Consider the following 18,174-nt stretch of genomic DNA (forward strand, 5'->3'; position numbering starts at 1 on the left):
ACTTGCTATGAATTTTCAAGGCGCTATCAATACCAAGGTGACAAAGGTTTCTTGTAAAGATGAAGCGGAAATGAAGGCTCTCGGGGGCCGGATAGGTGCGCAATTGAATGTGGGGGATGTGATTGCCTTAACAGGCGAATTGGGCGCCGGGAAAACAACTTTAATTCGAGGTTTGATCCAATCATTTCAACCCAATGAAGAAGTGCCTTCTCCCACATATACTTTAGTTCAAACCTATGACCTTCCTGATTATGAGCTTTGGCATTGTGATTTATATCGGCTGAAACATCCTGATGAAGTCTTTGAATTAGGGTTGATAGATGCGATGGAAGAATGTGTTTGCGTAATTGAGTGGCCGGATAAAATGGGCCCGCATTTACCTGAAACCGCTCTGACCTTGAATGTAGGCTTCACAGAACAAGGGCGTGAAATTACGTTTGGGCCAGAATGGGCGGGAAGAAGTGACGAACAGATTAGATGAAATAGCTAGTTTTCTATCTTCCTGTGGTTGGGGAGATGCGATTCGAGAGCCGATACAAGGCGATGCTTCGACGCGAAGTTATGAGCGTTTGACCAGGGGGGCTGAAAAAGCTGTCTTAATGAATGCACCTAAAGGCGCGGAATTGCCATCCGAACCTGATGGGACGAGCGTCGCTGAAAGGAAAGCTTTGGGTTATAATGCGTTAGCCCGTCTGGCAGGCCCCAATATGGAGAGTTTTGTGGCTATTGCTTCAGAGCTGTCTCGGCGCGGACTATCCGCCCCTAAGATTATAGATGCAGACCTAGAACGGGGGTTTATCCTATTAGAAGATTTTGGTTCTACCGTTTTTGCAAAAGTAGTGGCGCAGGACGCCGATTTGGAACGGCCGCTATATGAAGCGGCCGTTGATAGTTTGGCAGCCATTTATCGATGTTCCTTTCCAACTGTTCTGTCGCATAATGATATAAAATGGACTGTAAGAGACTATGATGAAGCCGCCCTATTGGCTGAAACGGACTTGTTTTTGGATTGGTATGCCAAAGACTATAAGAAAAGTTTTGAAGGTGAAGCCCGGGAGGCATTTTATAAGCTCTATGCGAAGAGTTTTCGTTTGCTCAAGGCCCATGCTTCTGGCCTGGCACTGAGAGACTTTCATGCAGAGAATCTTTTTTGGCTACCTGAGAGACAAGGGGTCGCTAATGTCGGATTGATAGACTTTCAGGATGGATTGTTTGTACATCCTTCATATGATCTGATGTCGCTTATAACGGATATTCGGCGGGATGTTACGCCAGAATTGAAAGACAGATTAATTAGCCGTTTTTGCGAAAAGGCAGGGTTAAAGGACGACGAGGATTTCAGGGCTGCTTATTCTGTCATGAGCGTGCAGCGCGGAACTAAATTATTAGGCTTTCCTGTCCGAGCGGATTTGAAATTCGGAAAACCTCAATATAGGGCACTCTTGCCGCGTGTGAAACGTCATTTAAATGATGACTTATTACACCCTGCCGTAGCCGACATTCGCGTATGGTTCGAGAACAACATGCCAGAGGCTTTGATATGACGGCGCCAATACAAACGGCAATGGTCATGGCTGCAGGCTACGGCACGCGTATGCGCCCTCTTACAAATGACAAGTCGAAAGCCATGGTCGAAGTAGGAGGTAGGCCACTAATTGATCATATGCTTGATAGATTGGCAGCCGCAGGTGTGCAGCGAGCAATTATCAATGTTCATGCGCATGCAGATCATTTGGAATCGCATTTGAAGAGACATCAAAGCAGTCTTGAAATCATTATTTCAGATGAACGAGATACCCTATTAGAGACCGGTGGAGGGGTGGTGAAGGCCTTACCGCTATTGGGAATGGATCCGATTTATATTTGCAATATTGATGCGATTTGGGTGGAGTTTGCACCAGTCCTCAGTTGGCTTCAATCAAATTGGAACCCAGAAGAAATGGATGAGCTTTTGCTTCTGGCGCGGAAGGATATGTCTTTGGGGCATGATGGGGCAGGGGATTTTGACCTCTCTGAAACGGGCCATCTAACGCGCCGCAAGAATGATACATCGCCATATTACTATTCAGGAGTTCAGATATTTAAGCCATATTTGGCAAAACACCATCCCGTAGAAAAATTTTCGAGAAACCTGATTTGGAATGAAAGCCTTGAGAGAAAAGGCTTGTTTGGTACGGTTATGCCTGGTTTCTGGATGCATGTTGGGGATCCAAAGGCGAGAATTGCTGCAGAAGCGGTCTTGGAACAGGCTAAACGAGTATGAGCTTGCGCGGCGTTTATAATATGCCTTCGGGATTACCATTCCTTGAGGCTTTGGCGAAAGGCCTTCACGCAGAATATGGTGATGAACTTTCGCGCGCCTTGATTTTACTGCCCACGCGCCGCGCCGTTAGGGGGCTTACGGATGTTTTTGTACAAATTGCCAGAGACGGTAAGACGGGTGTTGCGCTCTTACCGCGTCTTAACACTCTTGCCGATATTGACCCGAATGAGCCTCCCTTTGAACCCAGTGATGTAGCGGGTCTTGTTCCCCCTGCAATAGATAGCGTTCAGAGACGCTTTGAAATGGCGCGTGTGATAGAACAGTTTTATCGCCGTGCCTCTGATCTGCCACTTGATGCGGCTGCGGCTCTATCGCTGGCTGATCCACTTTTGGCGATTTTGGATGATGCGGCGGCAGAAGAAACTAAAATTTCTGACCTTGCGGCTTTAGCGGATATACAAGCCTTTGCAGCAGAACATTTCCAGCATCAAGCTGAGCTTTATAAAATCATTCAAACCTACTGGCCGCAAAGGTTGAAAGAAATAAATGCACTTGAGCCCAAAACACGGCAGGTGCGTGTGCTGGATACGTTAACGGCGCAATGGAGAGATAATCCACCTGATTACCCTATCGTCATTGCAGGTTCGACAGGGACCCTAGGGGCTACGGCTCGGCTGATGGCCTGTGTTTCAGAGCTTCCGAAAGGTGTCGTCGTTTTGCCTGGGCTTACAAATAGCACGACTGAGGTGTGGGAGGCGATAGATGAGCAACACCCACAAAACGCACTGAAAAATTTGTTGAACACAATGGGTGTTGAAAGAGGGAGCGTTAAAAACTGGCCGTTTCTTGATAAAACAAATGCCGCCAAAGAACGAGATTTGAAATCACGGCGGAATCTTATCGCTGAATCTTTGGTTCCCGTTGATAATACGAGTGACTGGTTGAAGCGGATTCAGACTCTTAGACAGAACGCAAAGACGGACGGGTTATCGGGCGACCCATTTATTACCGGCATGCAGGGCTTATCAGTCTTAGAGGCCTCTAATGACGAGGAAGAGGCGTTAGTTATCGCGCTTATAATGAGGGAGACGCTTGAGTCTAAAGAGCGAACGGCGGCCTTAGTAACGCCTGATCAGGCTTTGGCACGGCGAGTAAAAGCGCGCCTGCGTCGTTGGTCTGTGGATGTCGATTTGTCTCAGGGTGAACCCTTGGAAGAAACACCAATTGGTGGGTTCTTAAGCGCTATTGTAGATTGGCTAGCCGACCCGCAAAGCCCTGTATCTATGGCGGTTTTATTCAATCATCCCCTGACGCAATTGGAAGGAGATTTCGGCTCTGCGAGAAGAGAGTGGCAAGCTCTTGAAAAATCTGTTTTCCGAGGCGTAAGGCCCTCGGCACATGAAATACAAAAGAGAGACAAGACCCAATTAATTGAACGGTTAAACCTTGCATTGGCCCCACTCTTAGGGGTGGAAGATAACGCGTCTGTTGAAACTTGGGCGACGGCTCTGTGGCAATCAGCCATAAACCTCTCTCAAACCAATGAGGAAAAAGCGGAAACAATATGGACAAGCCTTGGCGGGAGAGAGGCGCAATCCGTATTACAATCACTGGTAGATTATGGACATAATCTACCAAATATAGGGGCAAAAGGTTTAGCCCGTCTTTTGGCTGTGCTTATGCGAGGAAAGGTCGTTCGGCCACCATTTGGCACCCATCCACGCCTGACAATTTTGGGCCCCTTAGAAGCCCGTATGCTAAGCGCAGATACGATTATATTGGGGGGGCTAAATGAGGGGGTTTGGCCTGCTACGCCCAAGGTTGAGCCATTTTTGTCACGTGGCATGAGAAAAGCTGTCGGATTATCCTTGCCTGAAAAACGCTTTGGACTTTCAGCGCATGATTTTGCTGAACTTGCTTCTAATCCAAATGTTATTTTAACACGCTCTCGACGAAGTGGTGGTAGCCCAATGGTCGCTTCGCGGTGGCTGTGGCGTCTGAACACTTTGCTTACTGGCGCATTAGGTAAAGAAGAAGCCGAAGCGGTATTGGGGGATAAAGCTCACTATCTCGAATGGGTAGATGCTTTGGATACTGTTTTGCCAGAACAAGTAAAGCCAGCGGCCCCGCCTGAACCACGGCCCGCTAAAGATGAGCGATGGCAGTTTAGTCGCGGGCGTTCAGTTTCTATTACCCAAGTGAAAACCTGGATTCGTGATCCTTACTCTATTTTTGCTAAACATGCGTTGGGGTTGAAATCTCTTGACCCATTAGATGCCAATCACGGGGCAGGGGATTTTGGGACAGCGATACATAATGGCCTTGAAGGTTTTTTACGGACTCAGCAGCGTGTTGATAATGCAAACGCAGCCGCGAATGACATAGGTAGCGCGGCTGACCAAGTCCCTGAGGTATTAGTTGAGCAACTAAATGCGTCCTTCAAAGAGTCTGGTTATTCGTCAGAAGAAATATCAAAAGAACAATCGCGCTTTCATGCCATCGCCAAAAGTTTCTTGGATTGGCTAAAGACTCGCAGGGCCGCAGGATTTGATGTGTATGGTATCGAAGAAGAAGCGCACTTTGAGATTACAGGTCTGAATTTTACTTTGACTGGAAAAGCCGATTTAATTGAGCGCAGCCCTGCTGGTTACGGCGTCATCGATTATAAAACTGGAACGCCGTCTTCTGCTAAGGTTGTTATGGCAGGGTTCGATCCACAGCTCCCCTTAACTGCGTGGCTATTGGCGCAAGGTGGATTCAAAGGGTTGGCCAAAGGCGAGACAATTGAGATGGGATATGTACGGGTTAAAGGGTCTAATGATGATTTCTCCCATACTCAGTTAACCGTACCTTTTGTAAAGGATGGTCTTTCGGCTGAAGATTACGCCAGTGAAGCCTTCAATAGTTTGCGGGAATTAATTCTGGCCTATGATGACCCAAATACGGCCTATTACTCACAGCCACGTATTCAATATACCCATGATTACGGAGATTATGATGATTTGGCGCGACGCCCAGAGTGGGCTTCGCTTGGGCGAGATTTTGGCGCATGATAATTCCCATTGATATCGCATATAAGAAAGCGGTTGCGGCTCAGTCTGAGGCCGCTAATCCGCAACAAACCCGCATGGTGTCGGCGAATGCAGGGTCAGGTAAAACGCGGGTTTTAGTAGACCGTGTGTCGCGAATTTTGTTGCAACGTGTGGCGCCCGAGAAAATACTTTGCCTTACATACACCAAAGCTGCCGCGACAGAGATGCAAGACCGGCTTTATGAGACACTTGGTAAGTGGTCTATCCTTGATGAAAAGGCGTTGCATGAAAATTTACGTCAAGTTTTGGGAGAAGACTTTCATGACATTGCTCTCGCTAGAAGCTTGTTCGCTAAAGCGTTGGAGACACCGGAAGGCCTTAAAGTACAAACAATTCATGCTTTTTGCGAACGGGTCTTGTCACGTTTCCCTATCGAGGCAGGCATATTGCCTGGATTTGAACCGATTGAGGACGGAGAAAAAACAAAACTAGCGCAAGACGTTCGGCAACAAATATTGAAAAAGGCTATGGAGGACCCCGAAGGGGATATTAATCGCGCCCTTCAAATGCTGACATTAAAAATGGCAGACCAAACCTTGGAAGGCTTGTTTGCTTGGATGTCCACAGCGGGAGAGCGCATTGTAGAGTGGAAAGAATCTGGTGGGACAGAAACCCTTAGGCACCTGCTTGGATTAAAGGCTACGGATACAGTTGACTCACTGCTTGCAGATTTTTGGGCTGCAACAGATGAGGAAGTCTTAGAGGCCGCCATTCCTATACTTGAGAGCGGCCTGAAAACGGATCAAGGCGTAGCAGCGCGAATAAGAGAAACTCTTGCAATGGGAAGCACTTTGAAAGCTTTCCATCATTATGCTTTGGTGTTTTTGACACAATCTGGTGGCTTGAGAAAAAATCCTGTCACCAAGAAAACCATGTTAGCGACGCAATTTTATTTTTCCGCAGAAGGTAAAGAGGCAGCCCGCGTGGTAAATTTTTATGATACGCTAAAGTCTATTGAGGTGCTCAGCTTAACGCAGGCTGTTTTTACTTTGGCTGCACCTTATGCTGAGATTTTTGCTAAAGCCAAGCGGGATAGACGAGCACTCGATTTCAATGATCAAATTCTATTGGTGAAAGACTTACTGAGTAAAAAAGCGGTTTCAGATTGGGTTCTATATAAGCTAGATGGCGGTATTGAACATATATTGCTTGATGAAGCGCAAGATACATCACCCGAACAATGGTCCATCATTAACAGCCTGTCCGAAGCCTTTATTCAAGATAACCCAGATAGAGATTCAAAAAACCCACGCACGCTCTTTGCTGTAGGAGACGAGAAGCAATCCATTTATGGGTTCCAAGGGGCGAAGCCTGAACAATTCCTCAGCGAAATTAAATCACGATTAGTTGGCGAAGCTAAGCAAGTACGTATGGCTATGTCGTTCAGGTCATCTCAAACTATATTAGATGTAGTGGATGCGTTTTTACAGGCGCAAGGGGGGCGTTTAGCCATGTTTGATGCGGCTGAGTTTCCGCCCTCTTCAGACGCTGAACCTCATGCTGCTTTTAGAAAAGATAAAGGCCTGGTTGAATTATGGCCTTTGTCGCCCAAACCTGAAAAAGGTGAAGATAGTGCCCCATGGGACACAACGCCAGTAGACGCTATTGGAGAAGGGGACGAGCGCGAAGTTTTGGCTCAGAGTTTGGCCCGAAAAATCAAAGAGTGGCTCGATAATGGAGAAGCTATCTATGATCGAGATTGTAAGAAAACACGCCCCATGGAGGCGGGAGATATTCTTATTTTGGTGCGCACGCGCGGAGGTAAGAATAATTCGCTCTATGACGCAATTATTCGTCATCTCAAACGGGAATCGATTCCCATAGCGGGTGCAGATAGAATTAAACTATCTGACGCTATGATTGTTCGTGACCTTTTGGCTTTGTCTCGTTTTGTACTGTTACCGCGGGATGATTTGTCACTAGCCGAAATCTTAAAAAGTCCAGTTTTTGGTCTAGACGATATGGCTTTATTGTCGCTAGCAACGGGACGCGGAAAGAAAAGTTTATGGTCGGCGGTTAGAGAGCGTGATCCAAATATTGCTAAACGTCTTGAGTATTTTATTCATTTATCTCGCAGTTCAACGCCTTATGAATTTTACGCTTCAGTGTTAGACAGTGTTGATAATGACGGCGAGAGTATACGCCGTAAATTTTTCAAAAGGTTAGGCTTGGAAACGCGAGAGGCGCTAGATGTTTTCCTAGATCGTGCTATGGACCACCAACAAAATGGTGTGCCAAGCCTACAGCATTTTATTCGTGGTTTTGAAAATGATGATGCTGAGGTCAAGCGTGACATGGACGCGGCCATGGGGCAAGTTCGTGTCATGACGGTGCATGGTGCGAAGGGCCTTGAAGCGCCTGTCGTCATAATGCCCGACACAACCCAGACTCCAGTGTATAAAGAAACATTAGTGCCCATAAAGGATGGGTTCTTCTTGAAACCTTCTAAAGGGGATACACCATTAAGCCTTGAACCTTTTACTGAAGCTGGCCAAATGCGCCAAGATCAAGAACAGCTTCGCTTGCTATATGTGGCGCTTACTCGGGCGGAAAGCCGCCTGATTATATGCGGCTATCAGAGCGGAAGCGATAAAAACCCGTATAAAGAAAACTCATGGTATGATTGGATGTACCGAACATTTGCTGGATTAGAGACGGAAACAATTGAGACACCTTTTGGAGACGGTATGTGTTTTGGTCACCAAGGCATTCGTCTTGCTCCCACGGAAACATCTGAGACAAAACCTCTTATAAAGTTACCGTCTTGGGTAAGATCGCCCGCTGCTGAAGAGCAGCAAACATCCAAGCGTCTAAGCCCATCTCACTTGCTTGCCAGTGGAGAGGACCATCCGATAGAGAGCCTGCCAAGGGACGGGCTTACGCCGCGTCAAAAAGGCATAGCCATTCATCAGCTTCTAGAAATATTGCCAGATTACCCGCCTGAGGACCGTTTGGATAAGGCCAAAGCAATATGTCTTGGATATGGCGAAGTGACACAGGCGGATATGGAAACAATCCTCTCTGAAGTGTTCATGGTGTTAGATGACCCTAGCTTAGATTTCCTTTGGGGGGAGGGTAGTCAGGCAGAAGTTAGCCTTGCTGGTCGTGTGCCACATATTTCCGCGGATATAGAGTTTAGTGCCAAGATTGACCGACTCGTTGTGGGGGCTGATGAAGTTCTTATTGTTGACTTTAAATCAAACCAAAATGTTCCGAATACAGAAGATAGCGTAGATGATGTCTATCTTGGCCAAATGGCGGCCTATCACGCCTTAGTTCAACAGATATATAAAGATAAAATTGTAAAGTGTGGATTGCTATGGACGGCTCAATCCAAATTAATGTGGCTGAGTTCACAGAAACTTGAGGACGCCTTGACGAAGATAGAGAGCCTTCCTAACTATGGTCAAGACACAGATTTACGACTCGCATAGGAGCCCAAAATGGCCACAGTCAAAGTATCCGATTCAAGTTTCAAAACCGATGTAATAGATTCAAGCAAGCCTGTTCTTGTTGATTTTTGGGCAGAATGGTGTGGCCCATGTAAGCAAATTGGTCCCGCTTTGGAGCAAATTTCTGACGAATTGGGCGATAAAATAACAATCGCTAAGGTCAATATTGATGATGATCCAGAAACGCCTGCTAAATTCCATGTGCGTGGAATCCCGACGCTCATGATTTTCAAGGACGGACAAGTTGTAGCGACTAAGGTTGGCGCGATGACGAAAACAAAATTACAAGAGTGGGTGGAAGAGCACGCCTAGAATGAATTTTCTATAGCTCTTGCTAAAGTTCATAGCCCTCAGCTTTGCTGAGGGTTTTTTTATTTCTTTGTATAAAATGAACAGAAGCAGGGAACGCAAATAAGCGCTGACCGTTAGTATGAAAAGGAGAATATTATGCCCCAACTTATAATGCCTAAGAGTAAGCTTCCTGAAATTGACTTTCCTCTCACCGAAGGCGGTCGTTTTAATGTGAGAGATTCTCTGCCTGAAAAATTTCTGATTCTTGTGGTCTATCGCGGGTATCATTGCCCAAAATGCAAAAAGCAATTGCAAGAAATCAATGACTTAATGCCAGATATACAGGCCGATGGGTTAGATCTTGTTGCTGTCTCAATGGACGGAGAAGAGCGCGCGAAGAAAGCAAAAGACGAATGGGCGTTAGAAAATGTGTCCGTTGGATATGACTTATCTCTATTAGAAGCAAAGGCTCTGGGCCTCTTTATCTCAGATGCTATATCAGACAAAGAACCAAAGTTTTTCTCTGAGCCAGGCATTTTTGTGATTAATACAGATGGTACGCTCTATGCGGAAATCATTCAGAACACACCGTTTGGTCGCCCTGATATTAAAGGGCTCGTGGCAGGTTTAAATTTTGCCAAAGAAAATGATTACCCAGAACGCGGAACCTCGGTCGTCTAACCTTTCAGCACTTCACCGGCTAGATATAAGGAGCCGCAAATAAGAATCCTTGGCGGGATCGGCGTGAGGCCTGACAGGTCTGATGAAACTGTCCCGCCAAACTCAATCGCTTTGTTTATGGCCGATGAAATGTCAGAGGCTACAAATCCATCCATGTTTCGCGACAAAGCTAATTCTCGGAGCGTTTCTGGTGCCAGTGATTCATGATCGGGAATGCTGACGCCGATGACAGCGCTGGCGAGGCCCTCAAAAGCATCTAAAAAACCGCCAATATCTTTATTCGCCAATATCCCTGTAATGAGAATTAAAGGCCTCTCTGTTACTTGTTCCAATTCTGCCATTGTGTTGGCAACAGCGCGGGCCGCGTGTGGGTTATGTCCACCATCGAGCCATAATTCTGCGCCTGCCTGTCTTGCCATTTCCGCATAAATGCCTTGGGTTAAATTTTGCATTCTTGCTGGCCAAAAGGCATGTTTAAGGCCGGTGGCAATATCAACATCCGTCCATTTCATATGTTTGGCGACGGCAATTGCGAGGCCGGCATTGGAAATTTGATGCTCTCCGCGTAGGGCAGGGAGTGGGAAATCAGAGAGCGTATCCTGACTTTCATAAACTAAGCGTCCATGTTGGCGATAGGCCCGGAAATCTTCATTCCAAAACTTAATCACAGCCCGTGATTTTTGTGCTTCTGATTCTAATACGTCCCTGGAAGTAGCAAGCTGCGGACCGCAAAAAACTGGGGCGTGAGGTTTTATTATGCCAGCCTTTTCTTTAGCGATACCGGCTAAATCTCTCCCTAAAAATTCAGCATGGTCAAAATCAACAGGGGTAATGGCACAACAATCAGGTGTTATCACATTGGTGGCATCATATCGCCCGCCTAGCCCAACTTCAATTAACGCCACGTCGGCGGAGGATTCAGAGAAAGCCAAATAGGCAGCGGCGGTGGTGGCTTCAAAGAAAGATAAAGGCGCGCCAGCATTTGCTTTTCTGACACGCGCTAATACATCAACGAGTTTATCATCCGTGATTTCATTACCGGCAAGTACAATACGTTCGTGAAACCGAACCAAGTGGGGGGAGGTATACACATGGGCTTTTAAACCAGATGCTTCTGCTATCGCGCGGATAAAGGCAAGAGTAGAGCCTTTGCCATTGGTGCCAGCAACATGAATGATGGGCGGTAATTTAGTTTCTGGATTGCCGAGCTTATCAAGAACAGACTGGATGCGTTCTAATCCAAGGTCGATTTTTTTAGGGTGAAGCGCTCGCAAGGTTGCAAGGGCTTGCTCAACCGTTTCTGTCATTTCAGATACGTTCCTAAACCGTTTCAATGGCCGCGTCAGAATTATCTGACTTTGGTGCCTTGGCAGGTGTCTGCATCAAGACGGATAAAAGATTGGCTAGAGTTTTGGGCATATCCTTACGAGCGACAACACGGTCTATCATGCCTTTTTCTTCTAAATATTCAGCGCGCTGAAAGCCTTCAGGGAGTTTTTCGCGAATGGTATCTTCGATCACGCGTGGCCCTGCGAAACAAATCAAAGCGCCGGGTTCTGCCAAATGAATATCGCCTAACATGGCATAGCTGGCTGTGACGCCTCCAGTGGTCGGGTCGCAAAGAACCACGATATAAGGCAAACCATTTTCTCTTAATTCTTGAACGGCAATGGTTGTACGAGGCATTTGCATGAGGGAAAGCGCGCCTTCTTGCATTCGAGCGCCGCCCGCCGCGGTAAAGACAACCATTGGCAGTTTATTCGCTACCGCATATTGCGCCGCGGTAATAAGGCCTTCCCCCGCCGCCATACCAAGAGAGCCACCCATGAAAGAAAAGTTTTGGACAAGCACAACTGTTCTGATGCCATGAATATTACCAACACCAATGCTCATAGCATCATCATCGCCAGTTTTGGTGCGGGCTTTTTTTAGACGATCAACATATTTTTGATCATCTTTGAACTTCAAAGGGTCTTTTGCAACATCAGGAATAGCGACAGTTTCGAAATTACCTTCGTCGAATGTATACTCCATACGTAATTTTGGGCCGATGCGCATGTGGTGCCCTGCCGGCGTTACGTGCAGTAAGCCTGGTAAATCAGCGGTAAAAACCATTTCGTTGGATTTTGGACATTTTGTCCAAAGGTTATCGGGCGTATCCTTTTTTGAAAAGATGGATTTAACGCCGGGGGGAGTGATTTTAGTAAGCCAATTCATAAGTCAGTCTGTGCCTTGATTTATTGGATGAGGCAAGTCGGTGCGGACAGCCTTTTGATTGAACTTTGCAGGCTTGCCTAGGGTAAAATTATATTAGAGCTAAAGTTTAGGCGTTGCTAACTGTCCATTGTAATGTTTTGCCTGCATGAAAAGGAATAATATGAGTGTCTGCAAGAGACAAGCTGTCTGGTACTTGGGTCTCTTTGCGTTCTAATATTATTTTATCCTCATTTAAGGGTAGGCCGTAAAAACGCGGGCCATATTCAGAAGCAAATCCTTCTAATTTGTCGAGTGAGTTTTCTTCGTCAAATGTCTTAGCATAGCTTTCTATCGCGTGTGGCGCATTAAAGATGCCAGCACATCCGCAGGCACTTTCTTTGGCCTCTATAGCGTGTGGGGCTGTGTCTGTGCCGAGGAAGAATTTATCTGATCCAGATGTTGCGGCTTTTCGCAAAGCCAGTCTGTGTACTTCTCTTTTTGCAATTGGTAGGCAGTAATTATGTGGGCGAATACCCCCTTGGAATATAGCATTTCTGTTTATTTCAAGGTGATGCGGTGTAATGGTGGCAGCGATATTTGAACCCGTGCTAAGTACAAATTCGACGGCCTCTTTAGTCGTAATGTGTTCAAAAACGATTTTCAAATTTGGAAAATCTTGAACAACTTTTCCTAAGACATCTTCGATAAAGCGAGCTTCACGGTCAAAAATATCAACATCACTATGCGTAACTTCGCCGTGAACCAAAAGTGGTATCTGACATTGCGCCATGCGTTCTAGGACGGGATAAATCTTCTTAATATCTGTGACCCCAGCCGAAGAATTTGTTGTGGCATTAGCAGGGTAGAGCTTAAAGGCAGTAAAAATGCCTTGATCTTTCCCTTCGGACACAATGTCGGGGTTCATATTGTCGGTGAGGTATCCAACCATCAGTGGTTGGAAGTTTAGAGATTTATCTACTGCAGCGAGAATACGGTCTCGATAATCTTTGCCCATTTGAACAGTGGTTACTGGTGGGGTGAGATTTGGCATGATAATCGCTCGGCCAAATTGTCTGGCGGTAAAATTCACGACATCAGCTAACATTTGTCCGTCGCGCAAATGCACGTGCCAGTCGTCAGGACGGCGAATAACAAGGCGATCAGTCATGAGAATCCCTTTCAAACTCGGCAAGGCTTAACATTGACGTGATAGCCGAAGCAAGTCAGGCTTTAATCCCAATCACGGCGTTGAAGGCGCATGAGGGTTTCGCCCTTGTCATCAATAAAGGCGAGGGCGAAATGTGTGGCCTCAAACCGCCGAGCAGATTGTATGGATTTCATAAACTCGGCTTCTGCCTGCATTTTCCCGCCCATGCAGGCCATTTTGGTCGAGGCAAGAGGGCCAAATTTCAATGTTGTCCCGTCTTGAGTGTAAGTTCCGAAAAACCGGTTGCAACCACCATGACCTATGACTTCCCCTTTACTTTTAAAGGCGATAAACTGCTCTGTATCCGCCAATCCCCACTCAGACCCAGCGAGCGAAGTTAGAGGTTGGTTTTTACCGATGTCATTTACGACTTTAGCGCAGCCCATAATAGCTAATGCGCCAATAGCGAGTGGAATTGCGGGGAGCGTTCTTGCAAGACGCAGAGCCGTAAAAGCGGCTTTATAAGGTATGGCCATCGTCAAAACCTTTCTGGTGTATTTGATTTAGAAATCGCGGTAAGGGTCCGCAAGCATAGATGCAATATGTCGCCCGTTCTCGGATAGGGCTGCAACATCGACGCTTACGTCTTGGTTACATTCTGTATGTCGTTTCTTTTCTTGATAATACCCAGCATTGAATGCTCGGACGAGACGACTTTTGCTGTCTTTATTGTTTTCGCTCTCAATCGTCATCATACTTTGTGCGTATTCCCGCCATTTTTGGTCACCATCACCAAAGCACAGAGTTCGTAAATAATGTAATTGCCCAAGATTTTTTGAAAGAGCTTCTACTAAAGACGTCATCTTCATCATTTCAGATTCAATACGAATTTCTGCGTCTTCACGAGCCTTTAGGGCGGCTTCACGTTTTTGGGCTTCTGTCAGAACGCGTGTCGGTTCAGCGTCTTGCGCAATGGCTGGCACTGCGCAAAGGCCAATGAAAAAGAGCGATATGACGAAACGCGCTAACATAGGTCTTGATAGCTTGCTTTATCTGTTCTGCCCAATTGTTTATTCAGCTTTTGACACGCTTTCATGTGCAAGGTGAATGACTTCTTTTGTCTTGGACCACATTTCTTTCATAGAGATGTCTTCCATAGTAACGAAAATAGCTTCTGAAGCATCGTCACCAGCCTTGGGGGTGCCGTCCTGCCAAATCGCGACATAGTCATGCAGTATATAATTAAAGCCTTCAAATTTAGCGGGAATGGTGGCGATTTTAGAATGAATAGTCGCCGTCACGCTTGTTTCTTCGTAGAGTTCGCGTAGCGCCGCGCTCGCTTCGCTTTCGCCTGCTTCTATCCGGCCTCCAGGTATTGACCACTCTCCCTTGCGGGGCGGGGTGCCTCGTTTTATGAGCAACACTTCTTCACCGCGGAAACAAATAATACCTACGCAATCTATAGGGTAGTCTTCGGTCATTGAGCGTTCCATTTTCTGTCGAAGCATCTTACAAAGCTGTATGTGCGGACGTTATACATTGGCTGGGACATTGGAACAGATTCGGTCTGACTTTAAGGCGGAAGAAAGCCTAACCGAAGATTGGTCATGGACCCCAAATTATAATATATCGCCTGGAAGCGTCGTACCCGTCATTGCTTTGAATGGTCAAAAGAGACGCAAGGTTGTCCCGATGCGTTGGGGGCTTCATCCGCATTGGCGCAAAGAACCACCAGAAGGACGTCCTTTATTCAATGCTCGCGTAGAAACGGCCGCTGAAAAAGCGAGTTTCCGAACGCCGTTTCGTCGGCGGCGTGCGCTTATTCCGACAAATGGTTGGTATGAATGGGAGGGCGTAGAAAAGCCTAAGACACCTTATTTCATAAAAGAAGATCATGATGATGTGTTTGCGTTTATTGGGTTGTGGGACAAATGGTTTGTTTCTGAAGGGATTGAGCTACTGTCTTGCGCAATTTTGACAACTGCTGCGACGGACCGTTTTAAGTCAATCCATCACCGTATGCCTGTAAGGCTGCCTATGGATTTATGGGACGCTTGGTTAGATCCTGACACAGACCCGCACAGGGTTTTAGAGGAAGTACAGGGTGGTAAAGATTTAGTGTTCTGGGAGGTTGATACAGCTGTCAATTCTGGCCGTGCTACTGGGGATGATTTAATCAAACCTGCAAATCACGCTTGAGAAATATGATTATAGCGCCGCTGTAAGATTAAGCCGGTAAGCCAAAAATGCCAAAGCGCCCAAGAGAGCAATCCAGACAGTAGCATTAATTTTTACAGCCCTAGACGCTTTTACTTGATTAGGCCACGTGCGGGGCCGTACGCCCTTGTAAACAAAGACGAGCTGTGCCGACAGAACCGCACAAACGACGTTGAGAGCTAAGAGAAGTGCTGCCCCCATTGCGGCTTCATATTTTCCTGCCCCTAAAAACAATGCGGAAGCGACGGAGGGCGGCAGTAGCGCTACAGCTACCATGACGCCTACCAAGGCTGAAGATATACCTGTTGAAAGCGATAAAGCCGCGGCTGCGCCAGAGGCTAAAGCCAGAGCGATAATCTCAGGGCCAATAACGGTTCGGCTTATCATCTCTGTGCTAGATAAATTTATGTCTATGAAAAATGTAAGGGCAAAAGCAAAGACAAACCCAACGACCAGGCCTGTGATAGCTGTTTTCGTTGCCTTCCACATCAGTGACAAGTCGCCCAAGGCCGTGGCCAAGGCAAAGGCCAATATAGGGCCGAGTAGAGGCGCAATAACCATGGCAGCGATAACGATAGCAACACTATCACCGTTAAGGCCAATGGCGGCGACAATAGAAGATAAAACCGTGAGAATGATAAAGTCCCAATTCAATTTACAGCCTTCAGAGACTTGTTGATACAAGACTTCGCGCATAGAAATCGTACTGGCTTTTTCTTCTTTCGGCGGCATATCCTCTTCTGGGCGCGGCAAGGTGGCTTCGACGGGCATGACAACGACACGCCAATCCGTTGACCCGCTGAGGAGGCTCTGCAGCGAATCTATAAGGCCTTGCCCTTGGCCTTTTGCGACGACGATCTCGACGGCTTTTTCATAACGGCCATAACCTGAATCAATAGACCAATCTATGTTTGAAGAATTATTGAGGATTTCAATAACAGCATCCATTTTGGCGGCTGGAAAATTAGCTTTAATAAAACGCATAAATTTAGGCTTATAACGAAAGGGTTAAATGATTTCAGTCGCTTCTTGGGGATTTAAAATTTCAGCGGTGGCTTCTTCGAGTTTAGTTTCTGTAGCTTTGAAGTCTGCAACCGAAGCTCCCCGTCTCCCTAGAGGCCTTGCCGGGCCCCGAGTGGTGTCAGCAATGGTTTGTCTTTCTAATTCTGAGTTAAGCTCTGCGCCAAAAATAATAACTGTCGCTGTCAACCAAAGCCAGACTAGGAGTATAACAACAGCCGAGAGGCTGCCATATGTTGCATTGTAATTACCAAACTCTGAAACAAATTTTGAAAAACCGTAGGAGATTAATAGCCAAGAGGTTGTTGCCAAGATAATGCCTGGTGATAACCAGCGTTTTTTCGCGGGGCGTCGTGAAGGGCCGAAGCGGTACATCACCCCAGTGGCAAAGGCAAAGACGGCAAAGAGCAATAGCCAAGGCAAGCTACGCGCTGCAAATTCTGCGGAACTTTCAAGATTAATGAAAATGAGAGCCGCAGGAATACCGACTATAAGCAAAAGAGAAAGCCAAATAACAAGAAAGCTCCCTAAGGTCATAAGAATGGCATAGGCATAAAAGACAAAGAAGTTTCGTTTTTCGATTTCCTGATAAGCAATGTTCATCGCTCGCATCATGGCGCGGATACCTGCGCCAGCTGAGAATATTGCGACTGAAAGCGAAATTGCTATGCCCCAGCCCATCGCCTGATTGGGCGCGTCAACGACTGTAACAATTTGATTTTGTATGACGTCAAAGGCTTGGCCCGGCATAAGGGCACTAATGATTTGTGTGGCTTCATCAGCATCTTGGGGATTCGCGAAATATCCGAAAATAGAAATCGCGGCTGAAATAAGCGGAAATACAGCGATGAGTGAAAAAAAGGCGACGCCAGCTGCAACGACGCTTACATTATCGCGTTGGGCAGAAATATAGGTGCGTTTGATGACAGCCCACCAATCGGCGAGGCCGAATTTATAGGGGCTGTCATGATGGTTTTGCTCAAATTTTGAGAGTGCTTTGATTATGACCTATTTCTTCTTTGGCGGTTGGGGACGTGTGAAAACCAATTCTGCGTCAGAAGAAAGACTTTTGTCAAAGCTATAATTTTCTAAGTTAAAACCTTTGAGGTCTTTTGCAGATTTAATTTGGTTTTGTATAATCCAACGCGCCATAAGCCCGCGGCCAAATTTTGCATAATACATTAAGTGGCGTGTCTCGCCGTCCTTAATGTTTAAAAATTTAGCTTGGATAATCGGTTTCTCTAACGCTTTTTGGTCTACGGCTTTAAAGTATTCATTTGAAGCAAGATTGACGATGGTTTCATCTTCGTGCCCCTTTAAATCTTCGCGAAGGGTATCGGCAATTTGTGTTCCCCAAAATTCATAGAGGTTCTTGCCACGCTCCGTACCAAGTCGTGTACCCATCTCTAGGCGATAAGGCTGTATCGCATCCATTGGGCGCAAAATGCCGTAAAGTCCTGAGAGAATGCGCAAGTGATTTTGCGCATAGGCCAAATCCTTATCTGAGAGGCTCTTAGCTTCTAACCCCCAATAGACATCGCCATCAAAGGCAAGGCCAGCTGGTTTCGCGCTATTGCTTTGTCCCTCAAGATTAAACGCTTTGAATCTTTCAACATTTAATGTCGCAAGGTTATCCGATAAATGCATGAGCTTTTTTAGGTCATCCACGGATTGCTTTTTTGCGACTTCTGCCAGCTCTTTTGTATCTGATGGAAAACGCGGGGCAGTCATGCCCAATGGCGTTTCCGCCGGATCCATATTTAACTTTTTTGCAGGGGAGAGTAGGGTAATCATAGGTCTATCCTTTCCTCATAA

At 46.5% G+C, this 18,174-nt stretch carries 17 protein-coding genes; 8 read left to right on the forward strand and 9 right to left on the reverse strand.

The features are described 5' to 3' along the window. Nucleotides 1-7 precede the first annotated feature (7 nt). The 7 genes from tsaE to DES40_RS00660 all read left to right on the forward strand — a co-directional run bounded on the left by tsaE (nucleotide 8) and on the right by DES40_RS00660 (nucleotide 9,779). Nucleotides 8-481, forward strand: a complete 474-nt coding sequence (tsaE, locus tag DES40_RS00630; RefSeq protein ID WP_233345314.1) for a tRNA (adenosine(37)-N6)-threonylcarbamoyltransferase complex ATPase subunit type 1 TsaE — start codon at nucleotides 8-10, stop codon at nucleotides 479-481. Then, nucleotides 462-1,544, forward strand: a complete 1,083-nt coding sequence (locus DES40_RS00635; RefSeq protein ID WP_121098651.1) for an aminoglycoside phosphotransferase family protein — start codon at nucleotides 462-464, stop codon at nucleotides 1,542-1,544. Before tsaE ends, DES40_RS00635 begins: the two co-directional genes overlap by 20 nt. Next, a complete protein-coding gene (locus DES40_RS00640; protein WP_121098652.1) occupies nucleotides 1,541-2,263 on the forward strand; it encodes a nucleotidyltransferase family protein in 723 nt (240 codons plus the stop codon). The genes DES40_RS00635 and DES40_RS00640 overlap by 4 nt, the downstream gene beginning before the upstream one ends. Next, complete coding sequence (locus DES40_RS00645) at nucleotides 2,260-5,316, forward strand: PD-(D/E)XK nuclease family protein (RefSeq protein ID WP_121098653.1); 3,057 nt, start codon at nucleotides 2,260-2,262, stop codon at nucleotides 5,314-5,316. The genes DES40_RS00640 and DES40_RS00645 overlap by 4 nt, the downstream gene beginning before the upstream one ends. After that, the gene (gene addA, locus DES40_RS00650; protein WP_121098654.1) at nucleotides 5,313-8,789 is read left to right on the forward strand and encodes a double-strand break repair helicase AddA; all 3,477 of its coding nucleotides are present in this window, start codon (nucleotides 5,313-5,315) and stop codon (nucleotides 8,787-8,789) included. Before DES40_RS00645 ends, addA begins: the two co-directional genes overlap by 4 nt. Nucleotides 8,790-8,798: 9 nt before the next feature. After that, complete coding sequence (gene trxA, locus DES40_RS00655) at nucleotides 8,799-9,119, forward strand: thioredoxin (RefSeq protein WP_121098655.1); 321 nt, start codon at nucleotides 8,799-8,801, stop codon at nucleotides 9,117-9,119. Nucleotides 9,120-9,254: 135 nt separating this feature from the next. After that, nucleotides 9,255-9,779, forward strand: a complete 525-nt coding sequence (locus tag DES40_RS00660; RefSeq protein WP_121098656.1) for a redoxin domain-containing protein — start codon at nucleotides 9,255-9,257, stop codon at nucleotides 9,777-9,779. Here the strand turns inward: DES40_RS00660 and DES40_RS00665 are convergent. From DES40_RS00665 to DES40_RS00690, 6 genes are all read right to left on the reverse strand, one after another. Beyond that, nucleotides 9,776-11,086, reverse strand: a complete 1,311-nt coding sequence (locus tag DES40_RS00665) for a bifunctional folylpolyglutamate synthase/dihydrofolate synthase (protein WP_121098657.1) — start codon at nucleotides 11,084-11,086, stop codon at nucleotides 9,776-9,778. The two genes, DES40_RS00660 and DES40_RS00665, sit on opposite strands and share 4 nt — an antisense overlap. 13 nt (nucleotides 11,087-11,099) lie before the next feature. Beyond that, nucleotides 11,100-11,996, reverse strand: a complete 897-nt coding sequence (accD, locus tag DES40_RS00670) for an acetyl-CoA carboxylase, carboxyltransferase subunit beta (protein WP_121098658.1) — start codon at nucleotides 11,994-11,996, stop codon at nucleotides 11,100-11,102. Between the two features lie 106 nt (nucleotides 11,997-12,102). Continuing rightward, nucleotides 12,103-13,143 carry a dihydroorotase gene (gene pyrC / locus DES40_RS00675; RefSeq protein WP_121098659.1) on the reverse strand — a complete coding sequence of 347 codons (1,041 nt, stop codon included), beginning with the start codon at nucleotides 13,141-13,143 and terminating at the stop codon, nucleotides 12,103-12,105. Nucleotides 13,144-13,205: 62 nt separating this feature from the next. Next, the gene (locus DES40_RS00680; protein WP_121098660.1) at nucleotides 13,206-13,658 is read right to left on the reverse strand and encodes an META domain-containing protein; all 453 of its coding nucleotides are present in this window, start codon (nucleotides 13,656-13,658) and stop codon (nucleotides 13,206-13,208) included. Between the two features lie 27 nt (nucleotides 13,659-13,685). Further along, nucleotides 13,686-14,153, reverse strand: a complete 468-nt coding sequence (locus tag DES40_RS00685; RefSeq protein ID WP_121098661.1) for a TIGR02301 family protein — start codon at nucleotides 14,151-14,153, stop codon at nucleotides 13,686-13,688. A gap of 39 nt (nucleotides 14,154-14,192) precedes the next feature. Then, nucleotides 14,193-14,603 carry an NUDIX hydrolase gene (locus DES40_RS00690; protein WP_233345316.1) on the reverse strand — a complete coding sequence of 137 codons (411 nt, stop codon included), beginning with the start codon at nucleotides 14,601-14,603 and terminating at the stop codon, nucleotides 14,193-14,195. A gap of 40 nt (nucleotides 14,604-14,643) precedes the next feature. Here DES40_RS00690 and DES40_RS00695 point away from each other — a divergent pair, with 40 nt between their 5' ends. Beyond that, nucleotides 14,644-15,321 carry an SOS response-associated peptidase gene (locus tag DES40_RS00695; RefSeq protein ID WP_121098662.1) on the forward strand — a complete coding sequence of 226 codons (678 nt, stop codon included), beginning with the start codon at nucleotides 14,644-14,646 and terminating at the stop codon, nucleotides 15,319-15,321. Nucleotides 15,322-15,330: 9 nt separating this feature from the next. Here DES40_RS00695 and DES40_RS00700 read toward each other — a convergent pair whose 3' ends face one another. Genes DES40_RS00700 through yaaA form a run of 3 tightly spaced genes read right to left on the reverse strand, consistent with a single transcriptional unit; the run spans nucleotide 15,331 to nucleotide 18,153 of the window. Beyond that, nucleotides 15,331-16,323 carry a TIGR00341 family protein gene (locus tag DES40_RS00700; RefSeq protein WP_121098663.1) on the reverse strand — a complete coding sequence of 331 codons (993 nt, stop codon included), beginning with the start codon at nucleotides 16,321-16,323 and terminating at the stop codon, nucleotides 15,331-15,333. 24 nt (nucleotides 16,324-16,347) lie between these two features. Further along, nucleotides 16,348-17,364: a YihY/virulence factor BrkB family protein gene (locus tag DES40_RS00705; RefSeq protein WP_121098664.1), complete on the reverse strand. Its 1,017-nt coding sequence runs from the start codon at nucleotides 17,362-17,364 to the stop codon at nucleotides 16,348-16,350. Between the two features lie 3 nt (nucleotides 17,365-17,367). Beyond that, on the reverse strand, nucleotides 17,368-18,153 hold the full coding sequence (gene yaaA, locus DES40_RS00710) for a peroxide stress protein YaaA (RefSeq protein ID WP_121098665.1): 786 nt from the start codon (nucleotides 18,151-18,153) through the stop codon (nucleotides 17,368-17,370). Nucleotides 18,154-18,174 lie beyond the last annotated feature (21 nt).

The organism is Litorimonas taeanensis (genome assembly GCF_003634015.1).
GTDB lineage: Bacteria > Pseudomonadota > Alphaproteobacteria > Caulobacterales > Maricaulaceae > Litorimonas > Litorimonas taeanensis.

Excerpts from the sequence above, each read along its gene's own strand:
- tsaE (WP_233345314.1), top strand. The coding sequence starts at position 8 with ATGAATTTTCAAGGCGCTATCAATACCAAGGTGACAAAGGTTTCTTGT.
- DES40_RS00640 (WP_121098652.1), top strand. The coding sequence starts at position 1,541 with ATGACGGCGCCAATACAAACGGCAATGGTCATGGCTGCAGGCTACGGC.
- DES40_RS00645 (WP_121098653.1), top strand. The coding sequence starts at position 2,260 with ATGAGCTTGCGCGGCGTTTATAATATGCCTTCGGGATTACCATTCCTT.
- addA (WP_121098654.1), top strand. The coding sequence starts at position 5,313 with ATGATAATTCCCATTGATATCGCATATAAGAAAGCGGTTGCGGCTCAG.
- trxA (WP_121098655.1), top strand. The coding sequence starts at position 8,799 with ATGGCCACAGTCAAAGTATCCGATTCAAGTTTCAAAACCGATGTAATA.
- DES40_RS00660 (WP_121098656.1), top strand. The coding sequence starts at position 9,255 with ATGCCCCAACTTATAATGCCTAAGAGTAAGCTTCCTGAAATTGACTTT.
- DES40_RS00665 (WP_121098657.1), bottom strand. The coding sequence starts at position 11,086 with ATGACAGAAACGGTTGAGCAAGCCCTTGCAACCTTGCGAGCGCTTCAC.
- accD (WP_121098658.1), bottom strand. The coding sequence starts at position 11,996 with ATGAATTGGCTTACTAAAATCACTCCCCCCGGCGTTAAATCCATCTTT.
- pyrC (WP_121098659.1), bottom strand. The coding sequence starts at position 13,143 with ATGACTGATCGCCTTGTTATTCGCCGTCCTGACGACTGGCACGTGCAT.
- DES40_RS00680 (WP_121098660.1), bottom strand. The coding sequence starts at position 13,658 with ATGGCCATACCTTATAAAGCCGCTTTTACGGCTCTGCGTCTTGCAAGA.
- DES40_RS00685 (WP_121098661.1), bottom strand. The coding sequence starts at position 14,153 with ATGTTAGCGCGTTTCGTCATATCGCTCTTTTTCATTGGCCTTTGCGCA.
- DES40_RS00690 (WP_233345316.1), bottom strand. The coding sequence starts at position 14,603 with ATGACCGAAGACTACCCTATAGATTGCGTAGGTATTATTTGTTTCCGC.
- DES40_RS00695 (WP_121098662.1), top strand. The coding sequence starts at position 14,644 with ATGTGCGGACGTTATACATTGGCTGGGACATTGGAACAGATTCGGTCT.
- DES40_RS00700 (WP_121098663.1), bottom strand. The coding sequence starts at position 16,323 with ATGCGTTTTATTAAAGCTAATTTTCCAGCCGCCAAAATGGATGCTGTT.
- yaaA (WP_121098665.1), bottom strand. The coding sequence starts at position 18,153 with ATGATTACCCTACTCTCCCCTGCAAAAAAGTTAAATATGGATCCGGCG.